The organism is Streptomyces achromogenes, assembly GCF_030816715.1.
Classification (GTDB): domain Bacteria; phylum Actinomycetota; class Actinomycetes; order Streptomycetales; family Streptomycetaceae; genus Streptomyces; species Streptomyces achromogenes_A.
In genome coordinates, this window is sequence record NZ_JAUSYH010000001.1 from 7,712,589 (window position 1) to 7,739,584 (window position 26,996).

Genomic DNA, 26,996 nt, shown 5'->3' on the forward strand with positions numbered 1-26,996 from the left:
CCATGACATCCACCGACAAGAGCGCTGCCCACGGGGCCGTCATCGCGGACCCGGTCCCCGAGCCAGGGGACGGCCCGATCGTCGAACTGCGCGGTGCGGGCAAGTCCTACGGCAACATCCGTGCCCTGCACGGTGTGAGCCTGGCCGTCCATCCCGGGCGGGTGACGTGCGTGCTGGGCGACAACGGCGCCGGCAAGTCCACCCTCATCAAGATCGTCTCCGGGCTGCACCAGCACACCGAGGGCGAGTTCCTCGTCGACGGCCGGCCGGTGCGTTTCACGACGCCCCGCGAGGCCCTCGACCGCGGGATCGCCACCGTCTACCAGGACCTCGCCACGGTCCCGCTGATGCCGGTCTGGCGCAACTTCTTCCTCGGCTCGGAGATGACCCGGGGCCGCTGGCCGGTGCGGCGTCTCGACATCGACGCCATGAAGAAGACCGCCGACCGCGAACTGCGCAACATGGGCATCGTCCTGGACGACATGGAACAGCCCATCGGCACGCTCTCCGGCGGCCAGCGCCAGTGTGTCGCCATCGCGCGTGCCGTCTACTTCGGCGCCCGGGTGCTGATCCTGGACGAGCCCACCGCCGCCCTCGGCGTCAAGCAGTCCGGGGTGGTCCTGAAGTACATCGCCGCCGCCCGCGACCGCGGCCTGGGCGTCATCTTCATCACCCACAACCCGCACCACGCCTACATGGTCGGCGACCACTTCAGCGTCCTGCGCCTCGGCACGATGGAGCTCACCGCCTCCCGTGACCGGGTCAGCCTCGAAGAGCTCACCAACCACATGGCCGGCGGCGCCGAACTCGCGGCTCTCAAGCACGAGTTGTCCCAGGTGCGCGGCGTCGACGTCGACGAGCTCCCGGAGGTGAAGGACCTCACCGCACCCGTGGCGAACACGGACGAGGGCACGTCCTGAGGCACCCGCAGGACCGGACGGGAGCGTCCGTCGCCGACAGGCGGCGACGCTCCCGCGCTCGTTCGGCGGAACTGTTCGGCGACGCGATCACGAGGATCGTCCCGCCGGACCATGTCTTCGACCTCCCTGCGGAACCGGCGGCGCGGTGAGCACGTTGCAGAGGACACAAGGCACGGGACGGGATCGTGCCGAGCAGGGCGGGGAGGACGAGATGCAGGAAGAACAGCAGGCGGAGCAACCCCAGCAGCAGGCGGAGCAACCGCAGGAACAGCAGGCAGGGCAGGAGCAGCAGGCGGACGCCGCCGAGGCCGGGCGCCGGGCGCGTTTCGGTGCACTGCCGGAGCGGGTGGACCCGCGGGATCTGGTGGAGGAGAGGCCGGCGACCCCGCGCGACCCGGCGCGCGACGCCTACGACCCGGACCAGGTCGCGATCCGTTACGGCCTGTGAGCCCGGCGAGGGCGGCCGGGACCGAGGCGTGTCCGCCCCGGTCCCGGCCGCCCTCGCCCGGCCGCTTCCGGTGCCGTGACCGGAGAGGTTCACCGGCTCGGCGAACCTTTCCGGTCATGGCACCGGTGGTGTCAGGAACCCCGTACCTCCGCGATCGTCACCGGCCGGTGCTCGTGCAGGGACAGCGTGCACGCCTCGGCGATCCAGCCCGCCTCCAGCGCGTCCTCGATCGTGCAGGGCGAGGGGCGGGCACCGGCCACGACCTCGGTGAACGCGGTGAGTTCCGCGCGGTACGCGGCGGTGAAGCGGTCCATGAAGAAGTCGTGCGGGGTGCCGGCCGGGAAGGTGACCCCGGGCTCCACCGAGCGCAGCGGCAGCTTGTCCTCCAGGCCCACGGCGATCGAGTCGGTGAAGCCGTGGATCTCCATGCGCACGTCGTAACCCCGGGCGTTGTGGCGGGAGTTGGACACCACGGCGATCGTGCCGTCGTCGAGGGTGAGGATCGCGCCGGTGGTGTCGGCGTCGCCCGCCGCCTTGATGTAGTCGGCGCCCCGGTTGCCGCCCACCGCGTACACCTCGCTCACCTCGCGGCCCGTGACCCAGCGGATGATGTCGAAGTCGTGCACGGAGCAGTCCCGGAAGATGCCGCCGGAGCCGGCCACGTACGCGGCGGGCGGCGGGGCCGGGTCCAGCGTGGTCGAGCGGACCGTGTGCAGTGTGCCCAGCTCACCGGCGCGCACGGCGGCCCGCGCGGCCACGAAGCCCGCGTCGAAACGGCGGTTGTAGCCGATCTGGATGGGCACCGCACTGCCCTGGACCGCCTTGAGCACCTCGACGCCCTCGGCCATCGTCCGGGCGACGGGCTTCTCGCAGAAGACGGGGACGCCCGCTTCGACGGCGGCGAGGATCAGACCCGGGTGGGCGTCGGTCGCGGCGGCGATCACGACACCGTCCACCCCGGCGGCCAGCACGGCCTCGGGGGAGTCCGCCACCTCGGCGCCGAACCGCTCGGCGGCGGTCTTGGCGGCCTCGGCGAACGGATCGGCCACGACGAGCGACTCGACGGCGTCGAGTCCGGAGAGGGTCTCGGCGTGGAAGGCGCCGATGCGGCCGAGGCCGAGGATTCCGATGCGCATGAGGGTGCAGCTCCTTGAGGGTCTTGCGGGGGAGGGGGAGGGGGAGGGAACGGAGACGGTGAGGGGACGGAACGTCGAGGGGCAGCCGGGACGGGTACGGGGGACGGACGGGAACGGGCGGCGGGCGGCCGTCTAGTCGAGCCCGCCGAGGACGTTCTGGTCCCAGTCGATCACCGAACCGGTGACCACGCCCGACCGGTCCGACAGCAGCAGGACGACGAAGTCGGCGATCTCGTCGGGTTGGCCCAGCCTGCCCATCGGCAACCTCGCGGCGGCCTGCTCGCGCCAGTCGTCGCCGGCGTCGTGGAAGGCCCGCTGCGTGGCGTCCTCGCCCTCGGTGGCCGTCCAGCCGATGTTGAGGCCGTTGATCCGGATGCGGTCGAAGCGGTGGGCGTGCGCGGCGTTGCGGGTGAGGCCCATGAGGCCGGCCTTGGCGGCGACGTACGGCGCGAGGAAGGGCTGTCCGCCGTGCGCCGAGGAGGTGATGACGTTGACGATCGTGCCGGGGGCCTCGCGGGACAGCATGTCCGCGACCGCCGCCTGCATGGCGAAGAACGGCGCCCGCAGATTGATCGCGATGTGCTGGTCGAACAGCTCGGGCGAGGTGTCCAGCAGCGTGCCCCGGGAGGTCAGCCCCGCCGAGTTCACCAGGCAGTCGACCCGTCCGTAGGCCGCCACCGTCTCGGCCACCGACGCCCGCGCCTGTTCGGCGTCCGCCAGGTCGGCCCGGACGAACACGGCCTTGCCGCCCGCGGCGGTCAGTTCCGCGACCAAGGCCTCGCCCGGCTCCCGCCGCCGTCCGGTGACGGCCACGAGGGCACCCTCGGCGATCGCGGCCCGCGCGACGGCCGCGCCCACGCCCTGGCTGCCGCCGTTGACGAGGACGACCTTGTCGTCGAGAAGTCCCATGTACGGGGTCCTTTCAGCTGGTGCGCCGTGCGGCGCCGGTTCGCAGCGCTTCCCGGAGCGTCCGGGGGGTCCATTCCTCGCGCAGCGCCTGCCGTACGAGGTCCGCCTGCGAGGGCGGGGCCAGTCCGTCGACCGGCGGGTCGGCGTCGAGGTTGGTGGGGAAGGGGTAGCCCTCGGCGCTCGCGGCGACGACCCGCTCCAGCCATTCCTCGCCGGCGCCCCGCGACCGGCGGCCGAGCAGCACGGGGAAGACCGCGTTCACCACCGCCTCCCGGTCCACGGTCTCCATCGCGCGCCCGAAGGCCGAGGACACCTGGAGCAGGTTGGCCGTCCGGCGCACACCGGCCGTGCGGTTGGCGCCGGCGGCGTGGAAGACGGCAGGGTTGAAGAACACGGCGTCGCCCTTGGCCAGCGGCAGCTGCACGTGCCGCTCGGCGAAGTAGGCCTGGAACTCCGGCCGCCGCCAGGCGAGATAGCCGGGCTCATAGGTCTGCGAGTACGGCAGATACAGCGTGGGCCCGGACTCCACCGGCATGTCGCAGTGCGCGACCGCGCCCTGCAGCGTGAGCACGGGGGAGAGCCGGTGGACGTGCGCGGGGTAGGCGGCGGCCGCCTCGTCGGAGAGGAACCCCAGGTGGTAGTCGCGGTGCGGGCTCTGTGCCGCGCCGCCCGGGTTGACCACGTTGACCTGCGAGGTCACCTGGTAGCCGGGACCGAGCCAGGCGCCGGCGACCAGGGCGAGGACGTCGCTCGCGTAGTAGTCGGCGAAGGCCTCCGGGTCGTGGAGGGCGGCCTTCTCCAGGGCGTTCCAGACGCGGTCGTTGGCGCCGGGCTTCGCGAAGTGGTCCCCGGCGGTCGCCCCCGAGGCGTGCTGCGCGGCGATGAGCGCGTCGAAGACGGCCGTCAGCCGGTCGACGACCGCCGTGTCGGGGAAGGCGCCGCGCAGCACGACCACGCCGGGGCCGTCGGAGAAGGCCCGCACCAGCTCGGCGCGCACCGCACGGCCGCCGTCACCGGCCGCCCGCAGGCGTGCGCTGTCGTAGACGAGGACGTTCTCCTCGACGGCCGCGGCGTGCGGGAAGCCGGCGAGGTCGGTCGTGCGCTCGACGAGCGAGCGGAACACGTCCAGGTCGCAGTCCTGCCCGGTCGGCCGGGCGGGACCCTGCGCGGAGGTGAAGGACATCGGCGTCCCTTCGATGACAACGGCGGCTCAGCCCTGCCATTCTTGTCATGACAAACCCGTCGAACAACCAGCAGGCAGCCGTCAAAAACCCCTCAAGCCGATGCCGAGGAGCCTTCCGTGGGCCACCCCTTCCCCCTCCGTGAGATCGCGCGTCAGGCCGGTCTGAGTGAGGCGACCGTCGACCGGGTGCTCAACGGCAGGGGCGGGGTGCGCGAGTCCACCGCGCAGGAGGTGCGCCGGGCCGTCGCCGACCTGGACCGCCAGCGCACCCAGGTCAGGCTCGTCGGCCGCACCTTCATGATCGACATCGTGATGCAGGCGCCGGAACGGTTCACCACCGCCGTCCGCTCCGCCCTGGAGGCCGAGCTGCCGTCGCTGCACCCGGCGGTGCTGCGCTCGCGTTTCCACTTCCGCGAGACCGGACCGGCCGGGGAACTGGTGGCGACCCTGGACCGGATAGCCCGGCGCGGCTCGCAGGGCGTGATCCTCAAGGCGCCGGACGTTCCCGAGGTCACCGCGGCCGTCGGCCGGCTGGTGGCGGCCGGCATCCCGGTCGTCACGCTGGTCACGGACCTGCCCGCCAGCGCTCGGCTCGCCTACGTCGGCATCGACGACCGCGCGGCGGGTGCGACCGCCGCCTATCTCATGGGCCAGTGGCTGGGCGACCGGCCCGGCAATGTCCTCACCAGCCTGAGCAGCGGGTTCTTCCGCAACGAGGAGGAGCGCGAGATGGGCTTCCGCGGCGTGATGCGGGCCCGGCACCCGGAGCGGGCGCTCGTGGAGATCGTCGGCGGTCAGGGCCTGGACGCCACCCAGTACGACCTCGTGCGCGGCGCACTGGAGCGGGACCCGCAGATCCGCGCCGTCTACTCGATCGGCGGCGGCAACATCGCCGCCCTGCGCGCCTTCGCCGACCTCGGACGGACGTGCGCGGTGTTCGTCGCCCACGACCTCGACCAGGACAACACCCTGCTGCTTAGCGAGCACCGGCTGTCCGCGGTCCTCCACCACGACCTGCGCCACGACGTGCGCGAGGCCTGCCACACCGTGATGCGGGCGCACGGCGCGCTGCCGCCGGCCGGGCCTTCGCTGCCGTCGGCGATCCAGGTCGTCACGCCGTACAACATGCCGCCCCGGGCGGCGGCCGGCTGACGCGGGCCGCCGCCCGGGGGCGTGCGCTTCCTCCGGTCCTCCCGGGCGTCCGGCCGGGTGGCGCGGACGCCTTCCCCGCGGCTCAGGCGCGCAGGGCGGGGGCGGCGGCCGCCGGGGCGACGCGGGCGGCGCTGCGGTACGTCGAGATCCCCACGGCCAGCAGCCAGTAGCTGAGGACGAAGCCCATCAGCGCCGTCGTGGCCCAGCCGTTCGCCGCGTAGAAGAACGCGGGGTCGTTGCCGAAGAACAGCGACGGCACGAACACCAGGTTGACGCCGGCCAGGACCTGGGCGGAGCGGCCGGTCCAGCGCGGCAGCAGCCCGGTGCGGACGACGGCCTGGCCGAACGCGGTCAGGAACAGCGCCAGCATGAGGCGGGAGACCGACCCGTACAGGATGTAGGTGCCGCTGACGTCGATCGTCGGGTCGATCGGGTGGTCGACGGCGATGACCGCGCCGGCCTCGAGACCCATCGAGACCAGGGTGACCGTGGCGTACACGAGTCCGGTCGCGAAGGCGATCGAGCCGATCCACTCGTGGTCGGGACAGACGCGCCGGACCAGTTCCCGGAACGCGGTCACGAACACGACGAGGAACGCCAGGGCGACGATCCCGACCAGCAGCCGGGACAGGACGTTGACGTCCGGCGGGGGCCCCGAGTACAGGAAGTACAGCGGCACCTGGACGATGAGGGCGACGGCGGCGACGACGGCGGCGAGGCCGGTCAGGCGCCGGGCGACGGCTTCGGACATGGGGTCCCCCGAGGTTTCGGCGTGGATGCGGCGCCGGCCTCTCGGATCCCGCGAGGCCCGTCCGGGCCGGCCCCTGAAGACTGCCGCCTCGCGCGGGCCAGGTCGCGGGGCCTGGGCGCCGGATCGGGGGTGGTTCTGACGCCACCCCTACGGGTGCACGTCGACCCAGGAGCGGCTCTCGGCGGAGCGCGACATCGCCTCCAGCACGGTCGCGCTGCGCACCGCGTCCGCGAGCGTCGCCCCGTGCGGGGCGCCCTCGGCGACCGAGCGCAGGAAGCGGTGGGCCTCCACGACCTTGAGGTCGTCGTAGCCCATCGCGTTCGCGGCGCCCGGCTGGAAGGCGCCGAACTCGCCGTCGCCCGGACCCACGTACACCGTGCTGACCGGCTGGTCCTGGTACGTCGTGCCGCGGCTGACGCCCAGCTCGTTCATCCTCCTGAAGTCCCAGAACACCGCGCCCTCGGTGCCGTGCACCTCGAAGCCGTAGTCGTTCTGGGCGCCGACCGAGACCCGGCAGGCCTCGAGCACGCCCCGCGCGCCGGAGGCGAAGCGCAGCAGGCAGTTCACGTAGTCCTCGTTCTCGACCGGGCCGAGTTCGCCGCCCGCCGCGAGGCTGTGGCCCGCCGTCGCCCCTGTCGGGCGGGCCCGCTCCGGGACGAAGACGGCGGTGTCGGCCGCCAGCGACGTGATGTCGCCGAGCAGGAAGCGGGCCAGGTCGACGCCGTGCGAGGCCAGGTCGCCGAGCACCCCGCTGCCGCCGCGCTCCCGTTCGTACCGCCAGGTCAGCGCGCCGTCCGGGTGGGCCGCGTAGTCGCTGAGGAGACGGATGCGGACATGGGTGACGGCGCCCAGCTCGCCGGCGGCGATCAGCGCGCGGGCCGTCTCCACGGCGGGCGCGTTGCGGTAGTTGAAGCCGACGGCGCCCTGGACCCCGGCCCGGGCCACCGCGTCCGCCACCGCGACGGCGTCCTCACGGGCGAGGCCCACCGGCTTCTCGATCCAGATGTGCTTGCCGGCCTCGGCCATCGCGACGCCGATCTCGCGGTGCAGGAAGTTCGGTGCGGTGATGCTGACGGCCTGGACGCGCGGGTCGGTGGCCACCTCACGCCAGTTGCGGGTGGTGGCGGTGAAGCCGAACTGCGCGGCGGCCTCCTCCGCCCGGCCGGGGACCTCCTCGGCGACGACCACCAGCTCCGGACGCAGGGCGAGCTGCGGGTAGTGGTGCCGGACGCGGGCGTACGCCTGGGTGTGCACCCGGCCCATCCAGCCGAACCCGACGACGGCGACACCGAGCGCGTCCACCATGACGGCCACCTCTCAGCCTTCGGCCGGCCCTCGATGGACCGGTCCATGTCCTGTCCAAGTCACCCTGAGGGCGGTCCGTCGAAGGTGTCAACCCTTTCGCGGCCTCGATGCGCCGAGGGGCAGCGAGAGACAGTGAGGGAGACGGCGAGGGAGACAGCCGGAGACGGAACCCTTTGACAGCCGCGCGGTGACATGGAACGGTCCATGTCATGAGACCGCCGACCATCCGTGACGTCGCCGAGCGCGCGGGCGTGTCCAAATCCCTGGTCTCTCTCGTGCTGCGCGGCACCGGGCAGGTGCGCGCGGAGAAACGGGAGGCCGTCCTGCGCGCGGCCGGCGAACTGGGCTACCGGCCGAACACGGCCGCGCGCAGCCTCAGTGAACAGCGCGCCCTCCCGGGCCCTCCGGCACGACCGGACGGGAGGACCCCCATGGTCGGCGTCCTCCTGCACGACCTGCGCAACCCCTGGTACGTGGACCTCCTGGACGGCCTCAACTCCCTGCTGCACGCGCACGGCCTGCACATGCTGCTCGCCGACGCCCGTCTGCACCGCCGCGTCGGGCAGGACCCGGCCGGCCCGTTCCTGGACCTCGGGGCGGACGGACTGGTGATCGTCGGGACGCTGCCCGACCCGGCGGCGCTCGGCGCGGTGGCGGAGCGGATCCCGGTCGTCGTCGCCGGCGCCCGGGAACCCGTCCCGCCGGGGGTCGACGTGGTCGCGGGCGACGACGAACAGGGCGCGCGCCTGGTCACCGAGCACCTGCTGGCGCTCGGTCACCGCCGCGTCGCGCACATCGCGGGGTACGGCGCGGTCGGCGAGCTGCGGCGGCGCAGCTTCGAGGCGGTGATGCGGGAGCACGGTGTGGAGCGGCCCGCCGTCGAGGCCAGTGACATGACCGAGGAGGGCGGCCACCGTGCCGCCGTGCGGCTGCTGGGCCGTTCCGACCGGCCGACGGCCGTGTTCGCCGTGAACGACATGGCCGGTGTCGGCGCGCTGTCGGCCGCCGAGGAGCTGGGCCTCGGCGTCCCGGGAGACCTCTCGGTGGTCGGCTACGACAACACCAGCATCTCCCGCCTGCGGCACCTGTGGCTGACCACCGTCGACAACGCCGGCCACGAGGTCGGCCGACGGGCCGCCCGCTGCCTCCTGGACCGGTTCGAGGGGGGCGGGGGAGCAGGGGGCGGGGGAGCGGGGCGGCTGCAGCTCGCCGCGCCGCTGCTGGAGATCCGCGGGACGACGGCTCCACCGGTCCGGCTCACCGGTTGACCGCGTAGGCCTTCCGCAGCGTCTCGTGGACCGTCCAGGTCGTGCGGTCGCCCTCGCGCAGCACCGCCATGTCCCCGGGGCCCACGGTCAGCGTCGGCCCGCCCTCGACCTCGATGGTCGCCGAACCGCTGATCACGACGAACAGCTCGTCCGCCTCCGTGTCGGTGACCACGCCCGGGGTGATCTGCCAGATCCCCCGGATCTGCCGGCCGTCGTCGGACTCCCACACCACCGTGCCGCTGACCTCGGGGGTGCCGGAGACGATCTGCGCCGGGTCGAGCGGGTCGGGTTCGAGCGCGGCGTCGGGGATGTGGAGAGCGAAGCTGTGGGTCATGCGGCGACCCTAGCGAGGCGGGCCGCCCCCGCGGGCTGGACACCATGTGTGGCGTGCGCCCCGGCCGGGCGGCAGATCGTCGGGGCGGGGCGGGGCGGGGCCGCGCCGGGCCGTGTGCCGGGTGGGCGTCCTCCCGCCGTCCGCGGCCCCTTGTCCGGCGTCCCCTTGTCCGGTGTTGCGGGTGCGGCCTCGCGGGTTCGGGGGCAGGCTCGGGGTATGGGCGAACGGTGGCAGATCCGGCGGGCGGGCGCGGCGGACGCCCCGCACCGGGTGCTGATGATCCCGGGCGGGATGTGCACGACGGAGTTCTACGCGGACGTGATGGCCGAGCCCGCGGTGGCGGGGCTCGGGATGATCGCGGTGACCCAGCCGGGCTTCGGCCCCACCGAGGCGCCGGCGGACGTCTCCATGGAGCATTACGCCCGGCTGATGGCCGACGTCGCCGCCGACGCCGGCTGCGACACCGTCGTCGGCCACAGCCTGGGCGCGAACGTGGCGCTGGAGATGGCCGCGCTGGGCCTGTTCCACGGCCCGCTGGTGCTGCTGTCCCCGACCTTCTCGCACGGCGACGAGGAGACGTTCCTGACCGTCCTGAACGCCCTGGGCCGGGTGCCCGTGCTGGGCGGCGCGGCCTGGACGGCCATGATCCGGCTGCTGCCCAAGGCGCTGAAACGCGAACTGCCGCCGCACCGCGCCGAGGCGCTGGCGGCGGCCATGGGCAGCAGCGACCCGGTGGCCTGCCGCCGGATCGTCCGCGCCTACTACGCCTACCTCGACCGGTATCCGTCCCTGGTCCCGCGGCTGTGCGAGGCCGGGGTCCCCGCCTGGGTGGTGCGCGGGGACCGGGACGGGATCGGCCTGACGGACGGCGAGCGGCGGGGCCTCGATGCCTGCCCGCGGGTCCGCACGGTCGCGGTGGCGGACGCGGGGCACCTCGCCCTCGTCGAGCAGCCGGCCGCCGTCGCCGCGGTCGTCGCCGAGGCGGCCGCGGCGACGGTGCGCTGAGAGGTCCGGACGGGGGACCGGACCTCTCGCGGTCGCGGTCGCCGACGCCGCGCGTCGGGTGACGGACGCGGCCTCGCGCGCCGGGGGTCGCTCAGGCGCCGGGCGTGGCCTGCCGTACGTGGCGGGCGATCAGCGCGTAGGAGGCGCGGGCCTGCTCCTCCTTCTCCTCGTCGCCGTCGTAGCCGTGGTCGACGCCCGGCACGTCGTGGTGCTCCCTGAGCGCGCCGGCCGCCGCCAGCCGCTCCGCGTACCGCACGCCTTCGGCCCGCAGCAGGTCGTGCGCCGCCGTGATCACCAGTGCGGGGGCGATGCCCGTGAGGTCGGCGGTGTCGGACGGGTGGGCGGGCGAGACCAGCCGGTCGGCGCGCAGCGCCGGATCCGGGACGTACGACGAGTCGAAGACGTCCGCCATCCAGGGCCGCAATATCGGTCTGGCGATCGCGGACCGCTTGTCCCGGGCGCCGGTGGCGAGGTCCAGCGGGGGATAGTGCAGCACCTGGAGCGCGATCGAGGGACCGCCCTCCTCCAGGGCCAGACGGGCGACGGCCGCCGCGAGGCCGCCGCCGGCGCTCTGGCCGCCCACGGTGAGCCGGGCGCCGTCCCACCCGTGTGCGGCGCCGTGCTCCGCGACCCAGCGCACGACCTCGTAGGCCTGCCGGGGCGGACCGGGGAACGGGAACCGCGGCGCCACCGCGTACTTCACGTTGACCACGACCACCCCCGCCTCGACGGCGAGCAGACGGCACAGCGCGTCGTCGATCTCCGGCATCGACATGACGTACCCGCCGCCGTGGAAGTTGACGTGAACGGGCGGATCGGGGGTTTCCGCCAGAGGCGCGTACACGGTGACCGGCGCCGGTGCGACCGAGGTCGGCACGGTCAACTCCCGTGTGCTACGGGGGCATTCGGGCAGTCGGGCGAGCCGGCCCGCGGTCGAGCCGGGGCCGGTCGTGCGGCGGCCGGCCAGCGCGGTGAGGCGCTGCATCGTGCGCGCGGCGAGAGCGGCCACCGACGGCCTGGCGAGGAAGGACATGCTGATCCGTTCGTCGTGCCCGGTCACATCATCATCAGGAATCCTGTTGATGGACGGGGTGAAGCTAACACGCCACAACCCTCCCGCACAGCCCTGCCCGCACAGGCTGCCGTCCGCCCGCCGGACCGGCCGGTCCCGGCCGTCAGTCCCGGCGGGCCACCAGCCGGTAGGCGTTGGACACGCCGAGCCGGTGCGACAGCGGCCGCACCGCGAACCGGTCCAGCAAGGTGGCCACGACCAGCGCCGGGATGCCGGCGACCAGCAGCGTCCCGCGCAGCGTGCGGCGCAGCGCGCCGGGCGGGCGGGGCAGCCAGGGCGCGTCGTCGCGCGGCGCCGCGTGGTCCAGCGCGAGCCAGACGCCGGCCAGCAGGTCGACCGGGTCGTGCGGCTCCGCGTGCTGCTCCGCCACCACCGTGAACCCCAGGCTCGTGAGCCGCTCCCGAAGATTGGCCACCGGCACGAGGTGCAGGTGCTGCGGCTGGAGCCAGGGCAGCCACCAGCGGCCCAGCAGCCGCGCGTAGCGGCTCTCGGGATCCGGCACCTCGATCAGCAGGTGTCCGCCGGGCCGGACGGTCTCCCGGGCGGCGCGCAGCTCACGGTCCGGATCGGTGCTGTGCTCCAGGTAGTGGAACATGCTCACCACGTCGTAACGGGCGGTCAGTTCGGACGCCAGGTCCGGGAAGTCACCCCGGTAGCCGCGCTCCACCCGGCCCTCCCGTTCGGCGAGTTCGACGCCGTCGGTGAAGTCGAGCCCGTCGAACACCGTGCCGGGCAGCACCTCCCGGGCGGCGGCGCAGAAGTGACCGTGCCCGGTGCCGACGTCCAGCCAGGTCTTCGGCGCGGGGTCGTGCGGCAGCATCGACTCGGCCCGCCCGCGGTACATCTTCGTCCGGCCGCCGAAGGTGTCGCCGAGCTTCTTCTCGCCGAGTCCGTCGTAGAAGTCCCGGTAGTAGAACTCCAGGCCCTGCGCGCTGAGCCGGGGGTTCTGGAAGGTGTGTCCGCAGCGCTCGCAGCGGTCCAGGACGAACCGGCCCGGCTTGTGCTGGAGCAGGTCGGTGGTGCGCAGGCGGGTGGACAGCTCCCGCGCGCCGCACCAGGGGCAGTCGGTGCGCCGGGGTTCGAAGAAGCGCTCGAGGCCGGCGGCGAGGTCCGCCTGGTAGGCGGGCCGCAGCCCGGCTATCCGCTCGGCGGGCTTGACGGACTCCGCGGGCTCTGCGGACTCGGCCGGATTGCCGGCCGTGGTCTGATCGGTCATCTGAACTCCCGTGCCAGTGCGTCGAGTCGGGCTGCCGCGGCGGTTGCGCCGCCCGCGGCGCGGAACGCGGTGCGGATCCGGTCGGCCGCCGCGCGGTGTCCGGGGTCGTCCAGGACGGAGTCGAGCGCCGCCCCGAACCGCTGCGCGGTGACCCGGCCGAAGCGCACCCGCACCCCGGCACCCGCGTCCACGACCTGCCCGGCCACCACCGGCTGGTCGTCGCGGATGGGGGCGACGACGAGCGGAATCCCGTGCCACAGGGCCTCGCACACGGTGTTGTGACCCGCGTGGCAGACCACCGCGCCGACCCCCCTTTCCAGCAGGGCGAGTTGCGGCACGGACGGCACGGTCAGCACGTCCTTGTCCGGCTCCCGCGCCGCCGGCGTGCCGCCGGGGTCGACGATCACCCCCTGCACCCGGTCGGCCCGCTCCCGCAGCGCGCTCCGGCACACCTCGAGGAACCGGCCGCCGACGCCGGCGTTCGCGGTGCCCAGCGTGACCAGGACGGTGGCGCGGCCGTCGTCGAGCCACTCCCACGGGAAGCCGGCTGCCGACGGCCGGGCCGAGACCGACGGGCCGACCCAGCAGATGCTCCCGCCGCCCCCGCCGCTCACGGGGACACCGGGCGGCTCACCCGCCAACTCCGGTGTGCTGAAGGCGAGAACGAGATGCGGGGAGAAGCGGGGGTCGCCGGCTCCGGCGGGGTCGCCGACGGTCGCCCGCAACGCGGTGAGCCGCTCGTCCAGCCACTGGCGTACCTTGGGCAGCCCGGCCAGCGGGTCGGTGAACTCGGCGGAGGTGGTCGCCGAGGTCGCCCAGGGCAGGCCGAGCCGCTCGGCGACCAGCCCGCCGGCGAAGGCCTGCTGGTCGGCGACGACGACATCGGGCCGGAACGCCTCGACGGCCGCCCGCACCCCCGGCGCCATCGCCTCGGCCAGGGGCAGCAGGTACCACTCCCACAGGAACTTCAGCGCCTCCGGCCCGCGCAGATCCGCGGGCCGCTCGCCCGCCGGCGCCCCGCCGCAGGCGAAGACCGGGCCCGCCGCGCGCCCCGCCAGCCGGCCGACCAGCTCCGGGTCGGGACAGACCCAGGCCACCGGATGGCCGCGTGCGGCGAGTTCGGCGGCGACTCCGACGGTCGGGTTGACGTGGCCGGTCAGCGGGGGGACGACGAACAGGAACCGGCTCATCCGGCGGCCTTCGCCACGGTCCGTCCGGCGTCCTCGACGAGGGACAGGATGTGTCCGCCGACGACGCCCGACGCCTCCACCAGCACCGAGTGCTCATGTCCCGGGATCACCACGGTCCGGCAGTCCGGCAGCACCGACTCCAGCCACGGCGCGAGCGCGGCGAGGTCGGAGTCGCCGCCGTACACGGCGAGCACCGGGCAGCGCACCGCCGCGATGCGGTCCTCCGTCAGCACCCGGCTGGTTGGGATGTCCCGGCCGAGGGTGGTGTCGCGGGCGAGCCGGGCCGCGCCCTTGGCCAGGCGTGCCGTGTTGTGTCCGCGGTGGGCGCTGATCCAGGCGATCGCGTCGGGCTCGTTGTGGGCGAGCTGGGTCACCACCCGGTCCAGGATGCCGCCGAGCTTCACCGCCCAGGCGGCGGTGGCCGGTTCGGACTCGACGAGGGTCACGCTCGCCGCCCACCCGGGGTGCCGGGCCGCGTAGCCGAACGCGATCGTGCCGCCGTAGGAGTTGCCGACCAGGTGCACCGGGCCGGTCACCCCCAGCCGGTCGAGCAGCGCCTCGAGGTCGTCCACGTTGTGGTCCAGCGTGTAGCCCTCGGCGGGGCGCGCGCTGCGGCCGTGGCCGCGCAGGTCGTACATGACGACGTCGAGTCCCGCGGCCGCGAACCCGGGCGCGACGGTGAAGTAGTAGCTGGCCAGGCTGTCGGTGAGCAGACCGTGCACCAGCACCACGGTGGCGGTGGCCGGCCGGCCCTCCCGGGGGCCGAGCCGCTGTACGTGCAACCGGACGGCGCCGGTGTCGACCATCGCCATGGCTCAGCCCGCCTCCGCCGCGGCCTTCAGGCTCGTCACGACGTACTCGACGAGCCGTCCCACGGTGAGTTCGATGATCTCGTCGAACTCCATGCCGGCCAGGAACTCGGCGAAGTTGACCCGGTCGCCGTACCGCTCCTGGAGCAGTCCGGCGAGGGTGACCAGGTCGATGCTCTCCAGTTCCAGATCGCGGTTGAAGGTGGTGTGCATGCCGATCTCGACGTCGTCGAGGCCGTACTCGTCCTCCAGGAGCCGCGCGAGCATCCCGCTGAGGTCGGCGAGGACGGACTCCTCCTCGGCTGTGAGGGGGGAGTGGGGGGTGGGGGATGTCATGGGGTGTCGTACTCCTTCGCGGTCGAGGGTCCCGTCGTCCAGGCCACCGTGTACGCGCGCTCCGGCAACCGGGGCGGGTTGGCGGCCGGTGCGCAGTGCACGGTGTAGGCGCGTTCCAGGCGGCCCGCGACGGTCAGCCGGTCGCCGGCCGGTGTCGCGTCGAGGATCCTGAAGTCCCGTGGTCGGCCGCCGAATCCGGTGCCCTCCGCCTTCGCGACGGCCTCCTTGGCCGCCCAGAAGCGGGTGAACCACAGGGCCTCGGATCCGCCGCCGGCGGCGGACAGGGCGCCCAGCAGGGCCAGTTCGTCCGTGCCCAGGGCGGTGGCGAGGGTCTGCGGGGTGCGTTCGACGACCTCCTCGACGTCGATGCCCGGCCCGGGGCCGGGCCGGTGCGGGCGGACGATCGCCACGCCCGCCTCCGCGCAGTGGGCCAGCGAGACGTCCAGCGGCGGCAGGGGACGGCCGTGCTCGCCGGTGACGTACGGCCGGCCGGCCGCGTCGTTGCGCACCCGCAGTTCCGCCGGGAACACCGGGCCCTCGCCGTGGTCCCAGAGCCACTGCCGCACCGCGTCCTTGGCCGCGATCCGGCCCAGCAGCCACTGCCGCCGTCCGCGCGGCGCGTGTTCCGCGTACTGCGCACGCTCCGCGCCGCCCAGCGAGTTGCGCATGATCAGTTCGCGGGAGGCCAGGTCCGGCCATCGCTCGTGCAGCAACTGCCAGCCGCCCGGGCGGGTCTCGGACAGGGTGTGGCGCTCGGGGAACCGCTCGACGGGCCGGGTGCTGGGGTCGTTGTCGAAGCGCCGGTCCTGCCAGCCGCGCAGCTCCGCCCAGACCGTGCCGTCGACCGTCAGTTGGACGTCGGCCTCCAGGAACGCGTCGGTGAGCGAGGTGATCCGCACCAGGCATCCCACCCGTGTGCCGGGCGTCGGATGCGGGCCGTGGAAGCGCATCTCCCGCATCCCGACCGGGAACACCACGGTCCGCTCGGAGAGGGTCGCCATGATCCAGTAGCCGAGGATCTGGCCCACGTTGTCCAGCAGCGCACCGGGCGCGGCCGGGGTGGTGATGACCCCGCGCACATGACGGTCGCCGATCGCGGTGAGTTCGGTGACGCCGCGGAACGCCGGGCCGTGGAACATCCAGCGCTCGTCGTAGAGCTGGGCGGCGGTGTGGTCGGGGGTGCGCTCGGGTCCGGGGCGGGCGGGCCAGGGGGCGGGCGGCGGCGCGGGATGGGTCCCGGCGAGTTCCACGGTGGCCCGGGCCCGCGGGCCGAAGGAGACGGTCACGCGGTCCGCGCCCTCGGGCGTCAGGGTGATCGGCACGTCGACGGCGGGGGCGGCGGTGAGCCACTCCTCGAAGCGCGCCCCGTGCACGGCGACCGGCACCGCCCGACCGGCGTCCGCGGCCCGTGCGGCGTCCGCGGCCGCGTCCATGATGTGCTGCACGATCGTCGTGGCCGGGACGACCGGCCAGCGGTCGGCGAGGTCCGGCCAGCCGGGGCGCTGCGGGAAGAAGCAGTGGTCCAGGAGGTACGGCATGGCGTCCGTGGAGACGCGGACCGTCGTGCGTCCGGGCGCCGCGACCGGGTGGTGCGGCGCGGGCGTGATCCGGTGGTGCGGCGCGGGCGTGACCGGCCCGTGGGCCACGGGCGCCGGAGTGTGCGCGGTCATCAGGGCGGCGGCGGTGTCCGCCGTGTCGCGCAGCAGCGCGCTCAGTTCGGCGGCGACCGGGGAGTGCGCGACGAGGGCGTCCAGCGGTGACGGACCGCCGGGGCCGGCGGTGGGGGCGGGTGCCGACGCGGCGGGTGCCGCGGGGAAGGAGGCCGCGTGGGCGGGGGCCACGTTGGCGGGGGCCGCGGGGACTGTGAGGGAGGAGGCGGGCGGCCCGGCGCGCAGTGCTTCCCGTGTTTCGACCTGCGTCTTCTCCCGTGTTTCCCGCCGCCCTTCCCGCAGTTCCTCTCGTAGTTCGGCGAGTCGCTGCGGGGCGAGCGAGACCAGGGCGCCGTCCAGGTCCAGCCGGGTCGGCGGGAGGCGACGGGCGTCGCGGGGCCGGACGGCGGACGAGGGCGGCAGGGCGGGGGCCACGGCGGCGCCCGCCGTCCACAGCGCGGTGGCGACCCGGCGAAGCTGGGCGAGGCCCGTGCGGTGGGGCGAGTTGGCGGCGATCACCAGGTGGTCGCGTCCGCCCAGGGTGTCGCCGACGAGGGAACCGAGCTGACCGGGTCCGACCTGGACGTACGCCGTGTGACCGGCCGCGTGCAGGGCCTCGGCGAGCTGCCGGAAGCGGACGGGCTCCAGCAGATGCCGCACGAACAGGGACCGGATGCCGTGCTCGTCCGCGGGGAACGGCGCGGCGGTCGTCCCCGACCAGAGCGGGGTGTGCGGCGGATGCAGCCGGAACCGCCCGGCCGCCGCCTCGATCGGGCCGATGTGGGGCCTCAGCATGGGTGTGTGGAAGCCCGACCGGAACGGCAGCACCTGGCTGAGCACGCCCCGGGCGCGGAACGCCCGCACGAAGTCCTCCACCGCCGACTGCGGACCGCACACCATGGACTGGCCGGGCGCGTTGTCGTGGGACAGCACCAGACCCGCCCCCGCCCCGCCCTCGTCGTGCAGGGCGGCCAGTACGCGCTCCGCGGACGCGCCGATCGCGCCGAAGGCCAGCCCGGGGACCGCTACGGTGTCCGGGTCGAACTCCGCCATGAAGGCGTCGACCTCGGCCCCGGCGTACAGACCGGCCGCCGCCATCGCCGTCCACTCGCCCACGCTGTGCCCGGCGACCGCGTCCGGCACGATCCCGCTGCGGCGCAGCGCGGCGTCGAGGAGGCGGCCGACGGCGACGACGCCGAAGCCGTGCCGGCCCACGTCGCCGGTCCGGTCGCCGTCGACGGCCGGGGCGGGCAGCGCGAAGTGCGCGGCCACGTCGTCGACCTGCGGGGTGAAGTCGCCCTCGAGTCCGGGGAACAGGAACGCGAGCCGGCCCCGGCCGGCGCCCAGCAGCGGGCTCGGCCGGAACCAGACGTCGCTGCGGCCATGCCAGGCACGCTCCTTGGCGATGGCGCGGCGGGCCAGCGCGAGCCGTTTGGCGGTCGGCTCCACGATGCCGAGGCGGGCCCCTCCCGCGTCCGGGTGCGGTCGGGAGGGGTCGAGACCGGTGGCCCGCACGGCGTCGTCCGCCTCGTCCAGGAGGGCGGCGAGCCGGGCGGGGGAGCCTGCGGCGAGCAGCAGGACGCGCTCGGGCTCGGCGACGTCCAGGACCGCGCGGGGGGCCGCCGCGGCGCGCGGCCCGCGGGCGGCGGGCGCCTCCTCCAGCACCACGTGCGCGTTGATGCCGCCGAACCCGAAGGCGTTGACGGCGGCCCGCCGCACGGGCTGCCCCGTCGTGGTCTCCCAGTCGGCGGCCTTGTCCAGGGTGCGGAACCGGGTGCGGGCCAGCGCCGGGTGGGGGTCGTCGCAGTGCAGCGTCGGCAGCAGCGTGCGGTGATGGACGGCGAGGGCGGCCTTGACCAGTCCGGCGACCCCGGCGGCGGGCATGGTGTGCCCGATCATCGACTTGACCGACCCGAGGACCGCCTCGCCGTCGCCGGGGCCGAACACCTCGGCCAGCGTGGCGAGTTCGGCACCGTCCCCGGCCGGGGTGGCGGTGCCGTGCGCCTCCAGCAGACCCACCGAGCCGGGCGCGGCCGGATCGAGCCCGGCGGCCCGCCACGCCTGCCGCACGGCCAGCGCCTGACCGCCCGGATCGGGGTTGACCAGCCCGGCCGCCCGGCCGTCGCTGGCCACCCCGGTGCCCCGGATGACGGCGTACACCCGGTCCCCGTCGCGCTCGGCGTCGGACAGCCGCTTGAGGACGACGACGCCCGTGCCCTCGCCGATCAGGATGCCGTCGGCCTCCCGGTGGAAGGGGCGGATGCGCTCGCTGGGGGAGAGGGCGCGCAGCTGCGAGAAGACGCTCCACAGCGTGATGTCGTGGCAGTGGTGCACCCCGCCGGCGAGCATCAGGTCGCACCGGCCGGAGGCGAGTTCGCCCACCGCCTGGTCCACGGCGACCAGCGACGAGGCACAGGCCGCGTCCACGGTGTACGCCGGCCCGCGCAGGTCGAGCCGGTTGGCGATCCGGGAGGCGGCCAGGTTGGGCACCAGGCCGATCGCGGACTCGGGACTGTCCGGGCCGAGCCGCTCGGTGAACGCGTCGCGCACCCGGCCGAGTTGCCGGTCCGTCAGGTCGGGCAGCAGTTCGCCCAGGGTGCGCACCAGCTGGCCCGCGGTGCGCACCCGCTGGTCGAGCCGGACCAGACCGGGCGTGAGATAGCCGCCCCGGCCCAGGACGACGCCGACACGCCCCCGCTCGGGGAGACGGTCCGCGCCGCCCGCGTCCTCGAGCGCGGCCGAGGCCACGTGCAGGGCGATGAGCTGGTCGGGCTCGGTCCCGGCCACCGAGTTCGGCATGATCCCGAACCGGGTGACCTCGACCTCCGCGAGCCCGTCCACGAACCCGCCGCGCCGGGTGTACACCCGGTCCGCGACGGCCGGGTCGGCGGCGGTGCCGGGCCGGTAGAACGCGGAGTCCCAGCGTCCCTCCGGCGCCTCGCCGATCGCGTCCACCCCGTCGCGCAGGTTGCGCCAGTACGCGTCCAGCCCGGCGGCGCCCGGCAGCAGCACCGACATCCCGACGATGGCCACCGGCACCTGACGCACCGTCGCCTGATCATCAGTCACCTGGTGCTCCGGCACGTGGTGTTCGGGGGCCCGACGTCCCGTCACCGGAGCCGGAACCGTGTCGGCCGGCCCGGACGACGTCACCGCGGCGGTCACCAGCCCGAGGCGGTGTAGACGACGGCGGTGGCCGACTCCTCGCCCCAGGCCAGCTCCCGCAGCAGCGCCGCGGTTCCCTCCTCGGGGTCGATCAGCCGGATGCCGCGCCGGGCGTACTCGCGGGCCAACTCGGCCCCGACCATGCCGGCGTGACCGGCGGCGGGCGCCCACGGACCCCAGTGCACCGTCACGGCGCGGCGGCCGGTGCGGGCCGCGAACGCCGCGCCGAGGGTCTCCAGGGCGTCGTTGGCGGCCGCGTAGTCCACTTGGCCCCGGTTGCCCAGGACGGCCGAGACCGAGCCGAACAGCACGGTGAACGCGGGCGCGCAGGGCAGCTCCTCCAGCGCGGTGAGCAGGGCGTGCGCGCCGGTCGCCTTCGTGCCGTAGACGCGCTGGAACGACTCGGCGCTCTTCTCGCCGATCAGCCGGTCCTCGATGACGCCGGCCGCGTGGACGACGCCGTCGAGCCTGCCGTGCTCGGCGTGGATCTCCTTCACCGCCTGGCGCACCGCGTCCGGCTCCCGGAAGTCGACGGTGCGGTAGCGGGCCCGTCCGCCGAGCGCTTCGAGTTCGGCCAGCGTGGCCGTGATCTCCCGCTGGGCGAGCAGGAGTTCGGCCGCGCGGTTGATCTCGGCCGGCTTCCGGCCGCCGCGCGCGGCGAGCGCGGCGCGCAGTGCGGCCGGGGTGCGCGCGGCCGCGGTGTCCGCGTCCTCGGGGCCGTCCGGCGCGGGGGTGCGGCCGAGCAGCTCCAGCCGGCAACGGGCGGCCCCGGCGAGCGCGGCTGCGAACTGCGCGGTGATGCCCCGGGCGCCGCCCGCCAGCAGCACCACCGAGTCCCGGTCCAGGCCGAGCGCTGCCGCCTCCGCGACGCCGCCCCCCGCCGGTCCGGCGCCCGTGCTGCCGAGCGCGCCGAGCGGCGCCTCCACCAGCTCGAACCCGTGCCGTCCGGCCGCTGTCCGCAGCACGACGGGCGTGCGGTCGGCGGCGAGGGCCTCGGCGACCACCGCGTCCGCGACGGCGGACGCCGACACGTCGGTGAGGTCGACGACCCGGGCGAGCGTGTCCGGGCACTCCCGCGCCAGGGTCCGGAACAGACCGCGTAGTCCCGCCGGCCGTGCGTCGGGCGTGTCGCCGTCGGCGCGCCGGACGGCCAGCAGCCACCGCGGGCCGCCCTCGAGGGCCGCCTTCAGCACGGGGAAGGCGTCCGGCAGCACCGGCGCGCCGTCGCCGGAGCTGGTGAGAGCCCCGAGGTACAGCACCCCGTCCACCGCCCCGTCGTCCCGCGACAGGACGTGGTCCCGGCCGCGGACGGTGACGTCGGCGCCGTGCGAGACCAGCCGGGCGGCGACCTCCGGGGCGTCCCCGAGGACGGTCCAGCGGGTGCCGGAGAGCACCGCGGACGGGTCGGCGGGGGCGGGCGCCGCGGCGTCCAGGAGCACCGGCCGCAGGACGTGCCGTCGCGGAGCCTCGGCGGGCACCTCGTCGGTGCCCGGCGTTTCGGGGGCGGTGGGCGCGGTGGGTGCGATGGGGGCGGGCGCCGTGGGAGCGGGCGCGGTGGGTGCGGTCCCGGGGGCCGGGCCGCCGCCCAGCCGGGCCGTGAGCCAGTCGGTCACCGCGGCGGCGGTGCGCGCCTTCGCCAGTTCCTCCAGCTCGGCGTCGTCCATCGCGGTCAGGTCCGCGCCGGCGCCGCCCAGCCGCCGGGCCAGCTCGCCGGCGATCTCCGCCCGCTTGATGGAGTCGATGCTGAGGTCCGCCTCCAGATCGAGGTCGGGCTCGATCATGTCGACGGGGTAACCGGTGCGCTCGCTGATGATCTCCAGGACGACCTGCTGGACGTCCGGCGGCCCGTCGGCCGGCGCCACGGCCTCGGCCGCCGCTCCCGTGTCCGCCGCGCCCGCCTCCGCCGCCGCGGTCCCCGGCCCCCCCGACTGCGGTCGCGGTACGGCGAGTTCGGCCGGCGCCTGCGCCGTCTGCGGCTGCGGGACGACGACCACGGGAGCGGCGATCGCGGCCCCGGGCGTGCCGCCGAAGTAGGTGAGCAGCACGTCCCGTTGGGCGGCGATCATCTCGCGGCTGGTGCGCAGGAACTCCGAGATGAGCGCGTCCCGGTCGGAGGGGACGCCGGGCGGGGGGTTGGTCGTCACAGTCGTCTCCTGGGTCTCCGCGACTCGTCGGGCCGGTGCGAGCGCACCGGGAAGGAGGGCGCCGGCGGCGGTGCGGACCAGCTGGCCGTCGACCGTCCAGCCGGGCCGCTTCGGCACGGGGGTGCGCACCGCGTCCACCGCGTCCCGGCCGCGCAGCAGCCATCCCGCGCGCACCGGCCGACCCGCGACGGCGAGCGCGGCCAGGGCGTCGAGCCAGCCGCCGAGCCCGCTGCCGGGCCGGGGTTCGCAGGCCACCGTGCGGTGCGGGCGATCGCCGAGGATCTGGCCGACCAGCCGGGTGAGCACCGACCCCGGTCCCGCCTCGACGAAGACCCGCGCCCCGGCCGCGTACATCGCCTCGATCTGCTCGGCGAAGGCGACGGGTGCGCCGATCTGGGCGGCGAGCCCGGCCCGGACGGCGTCCGCGTCGGCGGGGTAGGGGGCGGCCGTGCGGTTGGACCACACGGGGAACTCGGGGGCGTGTACCGGGCGGTCGGCGAGAGCTCGGGCGAACCGGTCGGCGGCGCCCGCCACCAGCGGACTGTGGAAGGCGCAGGCCACGGGGATGCGCTGGGCCCCGAGTCCGGCCTCGCGCAGCACCCGGACGGCTTCGGCGACGGCGTCCGTCGGTCCCGAGATCACCGTCTGCTGGGGCGAGTTGCGGTTGGCGAGGACGACGGAGTCCGGTGCGGCCCCCGCCTTCAGCGCCTCGGTCACCGCCTCGGCGCCGGCCGTGACGGCGGCCATGGTCCCGGGGTCGCCGTCACCGCGGTTCCCGCCGCTCTCGCCGTCGGCGCGTCCTGCGGCTTCCAGGATCGCCGCGGCCCGCTCCGAGCTCAGCTCCAGCAGCGTCTCGGGGGTCAGCGCGCCCGCCGCGCAGAGGGCGACCAGCTCGCCGTAGCTGTGCCCGGCCGCCATGTCGGGGCGCACCCCGGCCGCGGTGAGCACGGCGTGGGCGGCGAGGCCCGCGAGGCCGAGGGCGGGCTGGGCCGCCCGGGTGTCGGTCAGCGCCGCCTGCTGCCGGGCGCGGCCGGCGTCGTCGAAGGCGGCCGGCGGGTACAGGGCGTCGGCGTGGGCGCGCCCGAGCTCCAGGTACGGGCGCAGCTCGGGGAAGGCCACGAACAGGTCGGCGAGCATGCCGGTGCGCTGACTGCCCTGTCCGGGGAAGAGGAAGGCGACCTTGCCCTCCCCGGCGTCGTTCCGGCCGGTGCCGGTGCCGGTGCCGGTGCCGGTGCCGGTGCCGGCAGCAGCAGCAGCGGACTCGGCACCGGGGCCGTCGCCGGGGTGTTCGTCGTGCTGTTCGTGGCGGACGGCCCGGTGGATGCCGCGGGCCGGCGCGGTCTCGCCCGGGTCGGCCGTCAGCCGCCGCAGTTTCTCCACCAGGTCGTCGACGTCCGTCGCCACGACCGCGAACCACGTCGGGTCCGTGCTCGCGTCCGCCCGGCGTGCCGCGCTCAGCGCGAGGTCCCGCAGCCGCCACGGCCGTCCCTCGGTCCGCGCGGCGTCGAGGAGTTCGCTCACCGAACGGCGGGCGGCGGCCTCGTCACGGCCCCGGAAGACGAACAGCTCGGCCGGCCAGGCGTCCATCGCGCGCACCGGCGGCACGCCGTCGGCGTGAGCGGCCAGCACCACATGGAAGTTGGTGCCGCCGAAACCGAACGCGCTCACCCCGGCGAGGCGTTCGCGCGGCGGAGCCGCCCACGGGCGGGCCTCGGCGTGGAAGGCGAAGGGGCTGGCGGTCGCGTCCCAGGCCGGGTTGGGGGCCTCGACGTGCAGCGTGGGCGGCCTGACGCCCGTGTGCAGCGACAGCAGCGTCTTGATCAAACCGGCGAGTCCCGCGGCGCACTTGGTGTGCCCGATCTGCGACTTCACCGACCCGAGGACACAGCTCCCCGGCTTCGCCCCGGCCTCGTCGAACACCTCGGTGAGGATGCGCAGTTCGGTGCGGTCGCCGACCACCGTGCCGGTGCCGTGCGCCTCGACGAGTCCCACGTCGGCCGGCGAGACGCCCGCGTTGCGGTAGGCGCGTTCCAGGGCCGAGCGCTGCCCCTCCGGCCGCGGCGCGGTCAGGCCGAGCGAACGTCCGTCGCTGGAGGAGCCGAGCCCCTTGATGACGCCGTAGATCCGGTCGCCGTCGCGTTCGGCGTCCGCGAGACGCTTGAGGACCACGCAGGCCACGCCCTCGCCGAGGGCGATGCCGTCCGCCGAGCCGTCGAACGCGCGGGAGCGGCCGGTCGGGGACAGGGCGTGCACGGAGGAGAACAGGACGTAGTCGTTGATGCCGTTGTGCAGGTCGGCGCCGCCGCACAGCACCACGTCGGAGGTGCCGCCGACCAGCTCCTTGCAGGCGACGTCCACGGCGGCCAGCGAGGAGGCGCAGGCCGCGTCGACGGTGTAGTTGGCGCCGCCGAGGTCCAGCCGGTTGGCGATCCGTCCGGAGATGACGTTGGCGAGCATGCCGGGGAAGGAGTCCTCGGTGAGCTGTGGCAGCTGCCCGTCGAGGCCGGCCGGGACCTCGCCGTAGTAGGAGGGCAGCACCGCCCGCAGGGTGGCCGCGTTCGACAGGTCGCTGCCCGCCTCCGCGCCGAACACCACGGAGGTGCGGGAGCGGTCGAAGCGCCGCCCCCCGTCGCCGTACCCGGCGTCCTCCAGGGCGCGCCGGGCGGCTTCCAGGGCGAGCAGCTGCACCGGTTCGACGCTGCCGAGGGAGGCCGGCGGGATGCCGTAGCGCAGCGGGTCGAAGGGGATGCGGGGCAGGAAGCCGCCCCATTTGGACGGGGTGGACGTGCCGTGGTGGACGGCCGGGTCCCAGCGGTCCGCCGGGACCTCGCCCACCGCGTCCACGCCCCCCACGACGTTCGCCCAGAAGGCGGCGAGGTCGGGCGCCTCGGGGAACATGCAGGCCATACCGACGACGGCGACGTCCAGCGGAGCCGGAGCCGCTGCCTCGGCCGGCTCCTCGGGCAGGCCGAACTCGGCCGCGCGCCGGGCGAGATGGCCGAGCGCGCCCGTCGTCACCGACGTGTGCAGGGCGGCGAGGGTGGTCGGGGCCGAGCGCAGCACCGCCACCTCCCCGGCCATGAACATCCCCTCGGCGAGCTGGCGTTCCTCGTCGACGGGGGTGAGGAGACCGTCGGCGTCGCGGGTCACGCCCTTGCTGGCGACCCGCAGCCGGCCGACGTTGAGCCGTTCCAGCTCCTCCCAGATCCGCCGCTCCGGCGCCCCCTCGGCGCGCAGCCGGGCCGCCCGGTCGCGGTAGCCGGCCGCGAACGGGCTCGGCACACACCGTGTGGCGTGACCCGGCGCCGACTCCAGGAGCGCGGTGCTCCCGGCCGCCATGACCTGCCGCTGGAAGAGCGGTCGGATCGCCCCGAGCGCCACCGCCTCCTCGGTGAACAGGTACGCGGTGCCCATCAGCACGCCGACGGCCGCTCCGCGCGCGGTCAGCGGGGCGGCGAGCGCGGCGACCATCGCCGCCGACCGCTCGTCGTGCACCCCGCCCGCGAAGAACACCTCGACGTCCGTTGCCTCACGGTCCGTCAAGAAGTTTTCGAGTACGGCGAGTTGGGCTTCCCAGAGCGGAAAGCTGGCGCGCGGTCCGACGTGTCCGCCGCACTCCGCGCCCTCGAAGACGAACCGGCGCGCCCCTGCCTCCAGGAACTGCCGCAGCAGTCCCGGGGACGGCACGTGCAGGAAGGTGCGCACACCGTCGCGCTCCAGCGCCTGCGCCTGGGAGGGCCGTCCGCCCGCGATGATCGCGTGGGTCGGCCGCAGCTCCCGTACGGCCTCCAGCTGGGCGGCGCGCACCTCCTCCGGCGCGAAGCCGAGGACGCCCACGCCCCAGGGCCGGCCGGCGGCCGCCTCGCGCGTCTCGGCGAGCATCGCCCGGGTCCGCTCGCCGTCCGCCAGCGCCAGCGCGAGGAACGGCAGGGCGCCGTCCGCCGCCACCGCCGCGGCGAACGCCGCGTCGTCGCTCACCCGGGTCATGGGACCCTGCGCGACCGGCAGCCGGGTGCCGAGCGCCCGGGCCATCGGCGACCCGTCCCGCAGCGCCCGCCCGGCGGTGTCGTCGCGCAGGGCGTCCAGGACCGCGTCCCTGAGTGCGCGGACCGTCCGCCGGACGTCGACCCAGCGCTCGGCGAACCGGGCGGCGAGGAACCCGTCCTGGCCCACCGGGAGCAGCTGGGTGCGCGGATCCTGGGCGCCCAGCATCGCGGCCACCGTCTCGGCGGTGGCGTCCGGCGCGAGCCGCGGCGCGTCCGGGCCGCGCCGCAGCAGGACGCGGTGACCGGCCAGGACGACGGTCTCCGAACCGTCCAGGGTGCGCAGCACGGCCGCGGCCGGCTCGGGCAGGGCCGACTCGGCGAGCAGCGCCAGCTGACTGTCCAGGACCACTCCGGCCGCCCCGCCGGCCACCGCGGCGGCCGCGGTGCGCGGGCCGATGCCGCCGCACGCCCACACCGGGGCGCTCACCTCGGGCGCGGCGAGGAGCTGCTGGAGCAGGACGTAGGTGCTCAGTTCGCCGATCCGGCCACCGCTCTCGGCGCCGCGCGCGACCAGGCCGTGCGCCCCGACGCGCATCGCGTCCCGCGCCCCCGCCAGGTCGGAGACCTCCACCAGCAGACGGTGATGCTTCGTCAAACTGCTCACATGCCAGGGGCTTTGCGCGTCCAAGGCCGCCTCCGCGGTGAGGATCACCGTGTGCGGGCCGTCCGGCGGCAGGTCGGCGGGACCGAGCGCGCAGTGCGCGCCGAGCCGGACGCCGAACGCGCCGGGGCAGGCCCGGCGCAGGCGGGCGAGGGCCTCCCGGGATCTTCGGTCACCCGGCCCGAGGTCGAGCACGCCCAGGCCGCCGGCCCGGCAGACCGCCAGGGCGAGCCCCGCGTCGGGCTCTCCGAACGGAGTGATGCCGATGATCATGTCCTCGGGACGCACAGCGGACGTCATGATTCTCCGAACCAAGGTGAGACTGCACGGTGGGGGGTCGGGACAGCAAAGGCGACT

At 75.2% G+C, this 26,996-nt stretch carries 18 protein-coding genes; 5 read left to right on the plus strand and 13 right to left on the minus strand.

The features are described 5' to 3' along the window. Window positions 1-2 precede the first annotated feature (2 nt). Together QF032_RS34375 and QF032_RS34380 are read left to right on the plus strand one after the other, a co-directional pair. Window positions 3-920: an ATP-binding cassette domain-containing protein gene (locus QF032_RS34375; protein WP_306947120.1), complete on the plus strand. Its 918-nt coding sequence runs from the start codon at window positions 3-5 to the stop codon at window positions 918-920. A 211-nt stretch (window positions 921-1,131) separates the two neighbouring features. Then, window positions 1,132-1,368, plus strand: coding sequence for a hypothetical protein (locus tag QF032_RS34380; RefSeq protein ID WP_307059112.1), 237 nt, complete (start codon window positions 1,132-1,134; stop codon window positions 1,366-1,368). A gap of 131 nt (window positions 1,369-1,499) precedes the next feature. On the opposite strand, the gene QF032_RS34385 is transcribed toward QF032_RS34380, so the two are convergent. The 3 genes from QF032_RS34385 to QF032_RS34395 all read right to left on the minus strand — a co-directional run bounded on the left by QF032_RS34385 (window position 1,500) and on the right by QF032_RS34395 (window position 4,596). Beyond that, on the minus strand, window positions 1,500-2,504 hold the full coding sequence (locus QF032_RS34385; protein ID WP_306947116.1) for a Gfo/Idh/MocA family protein: 1,005 nt from the start codon (window positions 2,502-2,504) through the stop codon (window positions 1,500-1,502). Window positions 2,505-2,636: 132 nt separating this feature from the next. Continuing rightward, window positions 2,637-3,413 carry an SDR family oxidoreductase gene (locus QF032_RS34390; RefSeq protein ID WP_307047885.1) on the minus strand — a complete coding sequence of 259 codons (777 nt, stop codon included), beginning with the start codon at window positions 3,411-3,413 and terminating at the stop codon, window positions 2,637-2,639. Window positions 3,414-3,426: 13 nt separating this feature from the next. Further along, window positions 3,427-4,596, minus strand: a complete 1,170-nt coding sequence (locus tag QF032_RS34395) for a phytanoyl-CoA dioxygenase family protein (RefSeq protein WP_307059114.1) — start codon at window positions 4,594-4,596, stop codon at window positions 3,427-3,429. Window positions 4,597-4,713: 117 nt separating this feature from the next. Between QF032_RS34395 and QF032_RS34400 the strand changes: the two genes are divergently transcribed. Further along, on the plus strand, window positions 4,714-5,748 hold the full coding sequence (locus QF032_RS34400) for a LacI family DNA-binding transcriptional regulator (RefSeq protein WP_307047890.1): 1,035 nt from the start codon (window positions 4,714-4,716) through the stop codon (window positions 5,746-5,748). Between the two features lie 82 nt (window positions 5,749-5,830). Here QF032_RS34400 and QF032_RS34405 read toward each other — a convergent pair whose 3' ends face one another. Both QF032_RS34405 and QF032_RS34410 read right to left on the minus strand, forming a co-directional pair. Then, window positions 5,831-6,499 carry a hypothetical protein gene (locus QF032_RS34405; RefSeq protein ID WP_307059116.1) on the minus strand — a complete coding sequence of 223 codons (669 nt, stop codon included), beginning with the start codon at window positions 6,497-6,499 and terminating at the stop codon, window positions 5,831-5,833. Window positions 6,500-6,646: 147 nt separating this feature from the next. Further along, window positions 6,647-7,804, minus strand: a complete 1,158-nt coding sequence (locus tag QF032_RS34410) for a Gfo/Idh/MocA family protein (RefSeq protein ID WP_307059119.1) — start codon at window positions 7,802-7,804, stop codon at window positions 6,647-6,649. Between the two features lie 209 nt (window positions 7,805-8,013). On the opposite strand from QF032_RS34410, the gene QF032_RS34415 reads away from it, so the two are divergent. Further along, a complete protein-coding gene (locus QF032_RS34415; protein ID WP_307059121.1) occupies window positions 8,014-9,072 on the plus strand; it encodes a LacI family DNA-binding transcriptional regulator in 1,059 nt (352 codons plus the stop codon). On the opposite strand, the gene QF032_RS34420 is transcribed toward QF032_RS34415, so the two are convergent. After that, the gene (locus QF032_RS34420) at window positions 9,062-9,406 is read right to left on the minus strand and encodes a cupin domain-containing protein (RefSeq protein WP_307059123.1); all 345 of its coding nucleotides are present in this window, start codon (window positions 9,404-9,406) and stop codon (window positions 9,062-9,064) included. The genes QF032_RS34415 and QF032_RS34420 overlap by 11 nt on opposite strands. A 216-nt stretch (window positions 9,407-9,622) precedes the next feature. Here QF032_RS34420 and QF032_RS34425 point away from each other — a divergent pair, with 216 nt between their 5' ends. Next, window positions 9,623-10,411: an alpha/beta fold hydrolase gene (locus tag QF032_RS34425; protein ID WP_307047900.1), complete on the plus strand. Its 789-nt coding sequence runs from the start codon at window positions 9,623-9,625 to the stop codon at window positions 10,409-10,411. A 91-nt stretch (window positions 10,412-10,502) separates the two neighbouring features. Here the strand turns inward: QF032_RS34425 and QF032_RS34430 are convergent, their stop codons facing one another. From QF032_RS34430 to QF032_RS34460, 7 genes are all read right to left on the minus strand, one after another. Next, window positions 10,503-11,444 (minus strand): alpha/beta hydrolase fold domain-containing protein, encoded by a 942-nt coding sequence (locus QF032_RS34430; RefSeq protein ID WP_307060486.1) that lies wholly within the window; start codon window positions 11,442-11,444, stop codon window positions 10,503-10,505. Window positions 11,445-11,586: 142 nt separating this feature from the next. Then, window positions 11,587-12,699 (minus strand): class I SAM-dependent methyltransferase, encoded by a 1,113-nt coding sequence (locus QF032_RS34435; protein WP_373430414.1) that lies wholly within the window; start codon window positions 12,697-12,699, stop codon window positions 11,587-11,589. Beyond that, window positions 12,696-13,889: a glycosyltransferase gene (locus QF032_RS34440; protein WP_307047902.1), complete on the minus strand. Its 1,194-nt coding sequence runs from the start codon at window positions 13,887-13,889 to the stop codon at window positions 12,696-12,698. The genes QF032_RS34435 and QF032_RS34440 overlap by 4 nt, the downstream gene beginning before the upstream one ends. Next, window positions 13,886-14,701, minus strand: a complete 816-nt coding sequence (locus tag QF032_RS34445) for an alpha/beta fold hydrolase (RefSeq protein WP_307059125.1) — start codon at window positions 14,699-14,701, stop codon at window positions 13,886-13,888. Before QF032_RS34445 ends, QF032_RS34440 begins: the two co-directional genes overlap by 4 nt. Before the next feature lie 3 nt (window positions 14,702-14,704). Further along, complete coding sequence (locus QF032_RS34450; RefSeq protein WP_306947095.1) at window positions 14,705-15,034, minus strand: acyl carrier protein; 330 nt, start codon at window positions 15,032-15,034, stop codon at window positions 14,705-14,707. Beyond that, a complete protein-coding gene (locus QF032_RS34455; protein WP_373430507.1) occupies window positions 15,031-19,701 on the minus strand; it encodes a beta-ketoacyl synthase N-terminal-like domain-containing protein in 4,671 nt (1,556 codons plus the stop codon). Before QF032_RS34455 ends, QF032_RS34450 begins: the two co-directional genes overlap by 4 nt. A gap of 143 nt (window positions 19,702-19,844) precedes the next feature. Next, the gene (locus QF032_RS34460; protein WP_307059129.1) at window positions 19,845-26,939 is read right to left on the minus strand and encodes an SDR family oxidoreductase; all 7,095 of its coding nucleotides are present in this window, start codon (window positions 26,937-26,939) and stop codon (window positions 19,845-19,847) included. Window positions 26,940-26,996: the final 57 nt, after the last annotated feature.

Excerpts from the sequence above, each read along its gene's own strand:
- QF032_RS34435 (WP_373430414.1), bottom strand. The coding sequence starts at position 12,699 with ATGACCGATCAGACCACGGCCGGCAATCCGGCCGAGTCCGCAGAGCCC.
- QF032_RS34395 (WP_307059114.1), bottom strand. The coding sequence starts at position 4,596 with ATGTCCTTCACCTCCGCGCAGGGTCCCGCCCGGCCGACCGGGCAGGAC.
- QF032_RS34450 (WP_306947095.1), bottom strand. The coding sequence starts at position 15,034 with ATGACATCCCCCACCCCCCACTCCCCCCTCACAGCCGAGGAGGAGTCC.
- QF032_RS34440 (WP_307047902.1), bottom strand. The coding sequence starts at position 13,889 with ATGAGCCGGTTCCTGTTCGTCGTCCCCCCGCTGACCGGCCACGTCAAC.
- QF032_RS34410 (WP_307059119.1), bottom strand. The coding sequence starts at position 7,804 with ATGGTGGACGCGCTCGGTGTCGCCGTCGTCGGGTTCGGCTGGATGGGC.
- QF032_RS34380 (WP_307059112.1), top strand. The coding sequence starts at position 1,132 with ATGCAGGAAGAACAGCAGGCGGAGCAACCCCAGCAGCAGGCGGAGCAA.
- QF032_RS34420 (WP_307059123.1), bottom strand. The coding sequence starts at position 9,406 with ATGACCCACAGCTTCGCTCTCCACATCCCCGACGCCGCGCTCGAACCC.
- QF032_RS34445 (WP_307059125.1), bottom strand. The coding sequence starts at position 14,701 with ATGGCGATGGTCGACACCGGCGCCGTCCGGTTGCACGTACAGCGGCTC.
- QF032_RS34430 (WP_307060486.1), bottom strand. The coding sequence starts at position 11,444 with ATGTCCTTCCTCGCCAGGCCGTCGGTGGCCGCTCTCGCCGCGCGCACG.
- QF032_RS34405 (WP_307059116.1), bottom strand. The coding sequence starts at position 6,499 with ATGTCCGAAGCCGTCGCCCGGCGCCTGACCGGCCTCGCCGCCGTCGTC.
- QF032_RS34375 (WP_306947120.1), top strand. The coding sequence starts at position 3 with ATGACATCCACCGACAAGAGCGCTGCCCACGGGGCCGTCATCGCGGAC.
- QF032_RS34415 (WP_307059121.1), top strand. The coding sequence starts at position 8,014 with ATGAGACCGCCGACCATCCGTGACGTCGCCGAGCGCGCGGGCGTGTCC.
- QF032_RS34455 (WP_373430507.1), bottom strand. The coding sequence starts at position 19,701 with ATGTCGGTGCTGCTGCCGGGCGCCGCCGGGCTGGACGCGTACTGGCGC.
- QF032_RS34385 (WP_306947116.1), bottom strand. The coding sequence starts at position 2,504 with ATGCGCATCGGAATCCTCGGCCTCGGCCGCATCGGCGCCTTCCACGCC.
- QF032_RS34425 (WP_307047900.1), top strand. The coding sequence starts at position 9,623 with ATGGGCGAACGGTGGCAGATCCGGCGGGCGGGCGCGGCGGACGCCCCG.
- QF032_RS34460 (WP_307059129.1), bottom strand. The coding sequence starts at position 26,939 with ATGACGTCCGCTGTGCGTCCCGAGGACATGATCATCGGCATCACTCCG.
- QF032_RS34390 (WP_307047885.1), bottom strand. The coding sequence starts at position 3,413 with ATGGGACTTCTCGACGACAAGGTCGTCCTCGTCAACGGCGGCAGCCAG.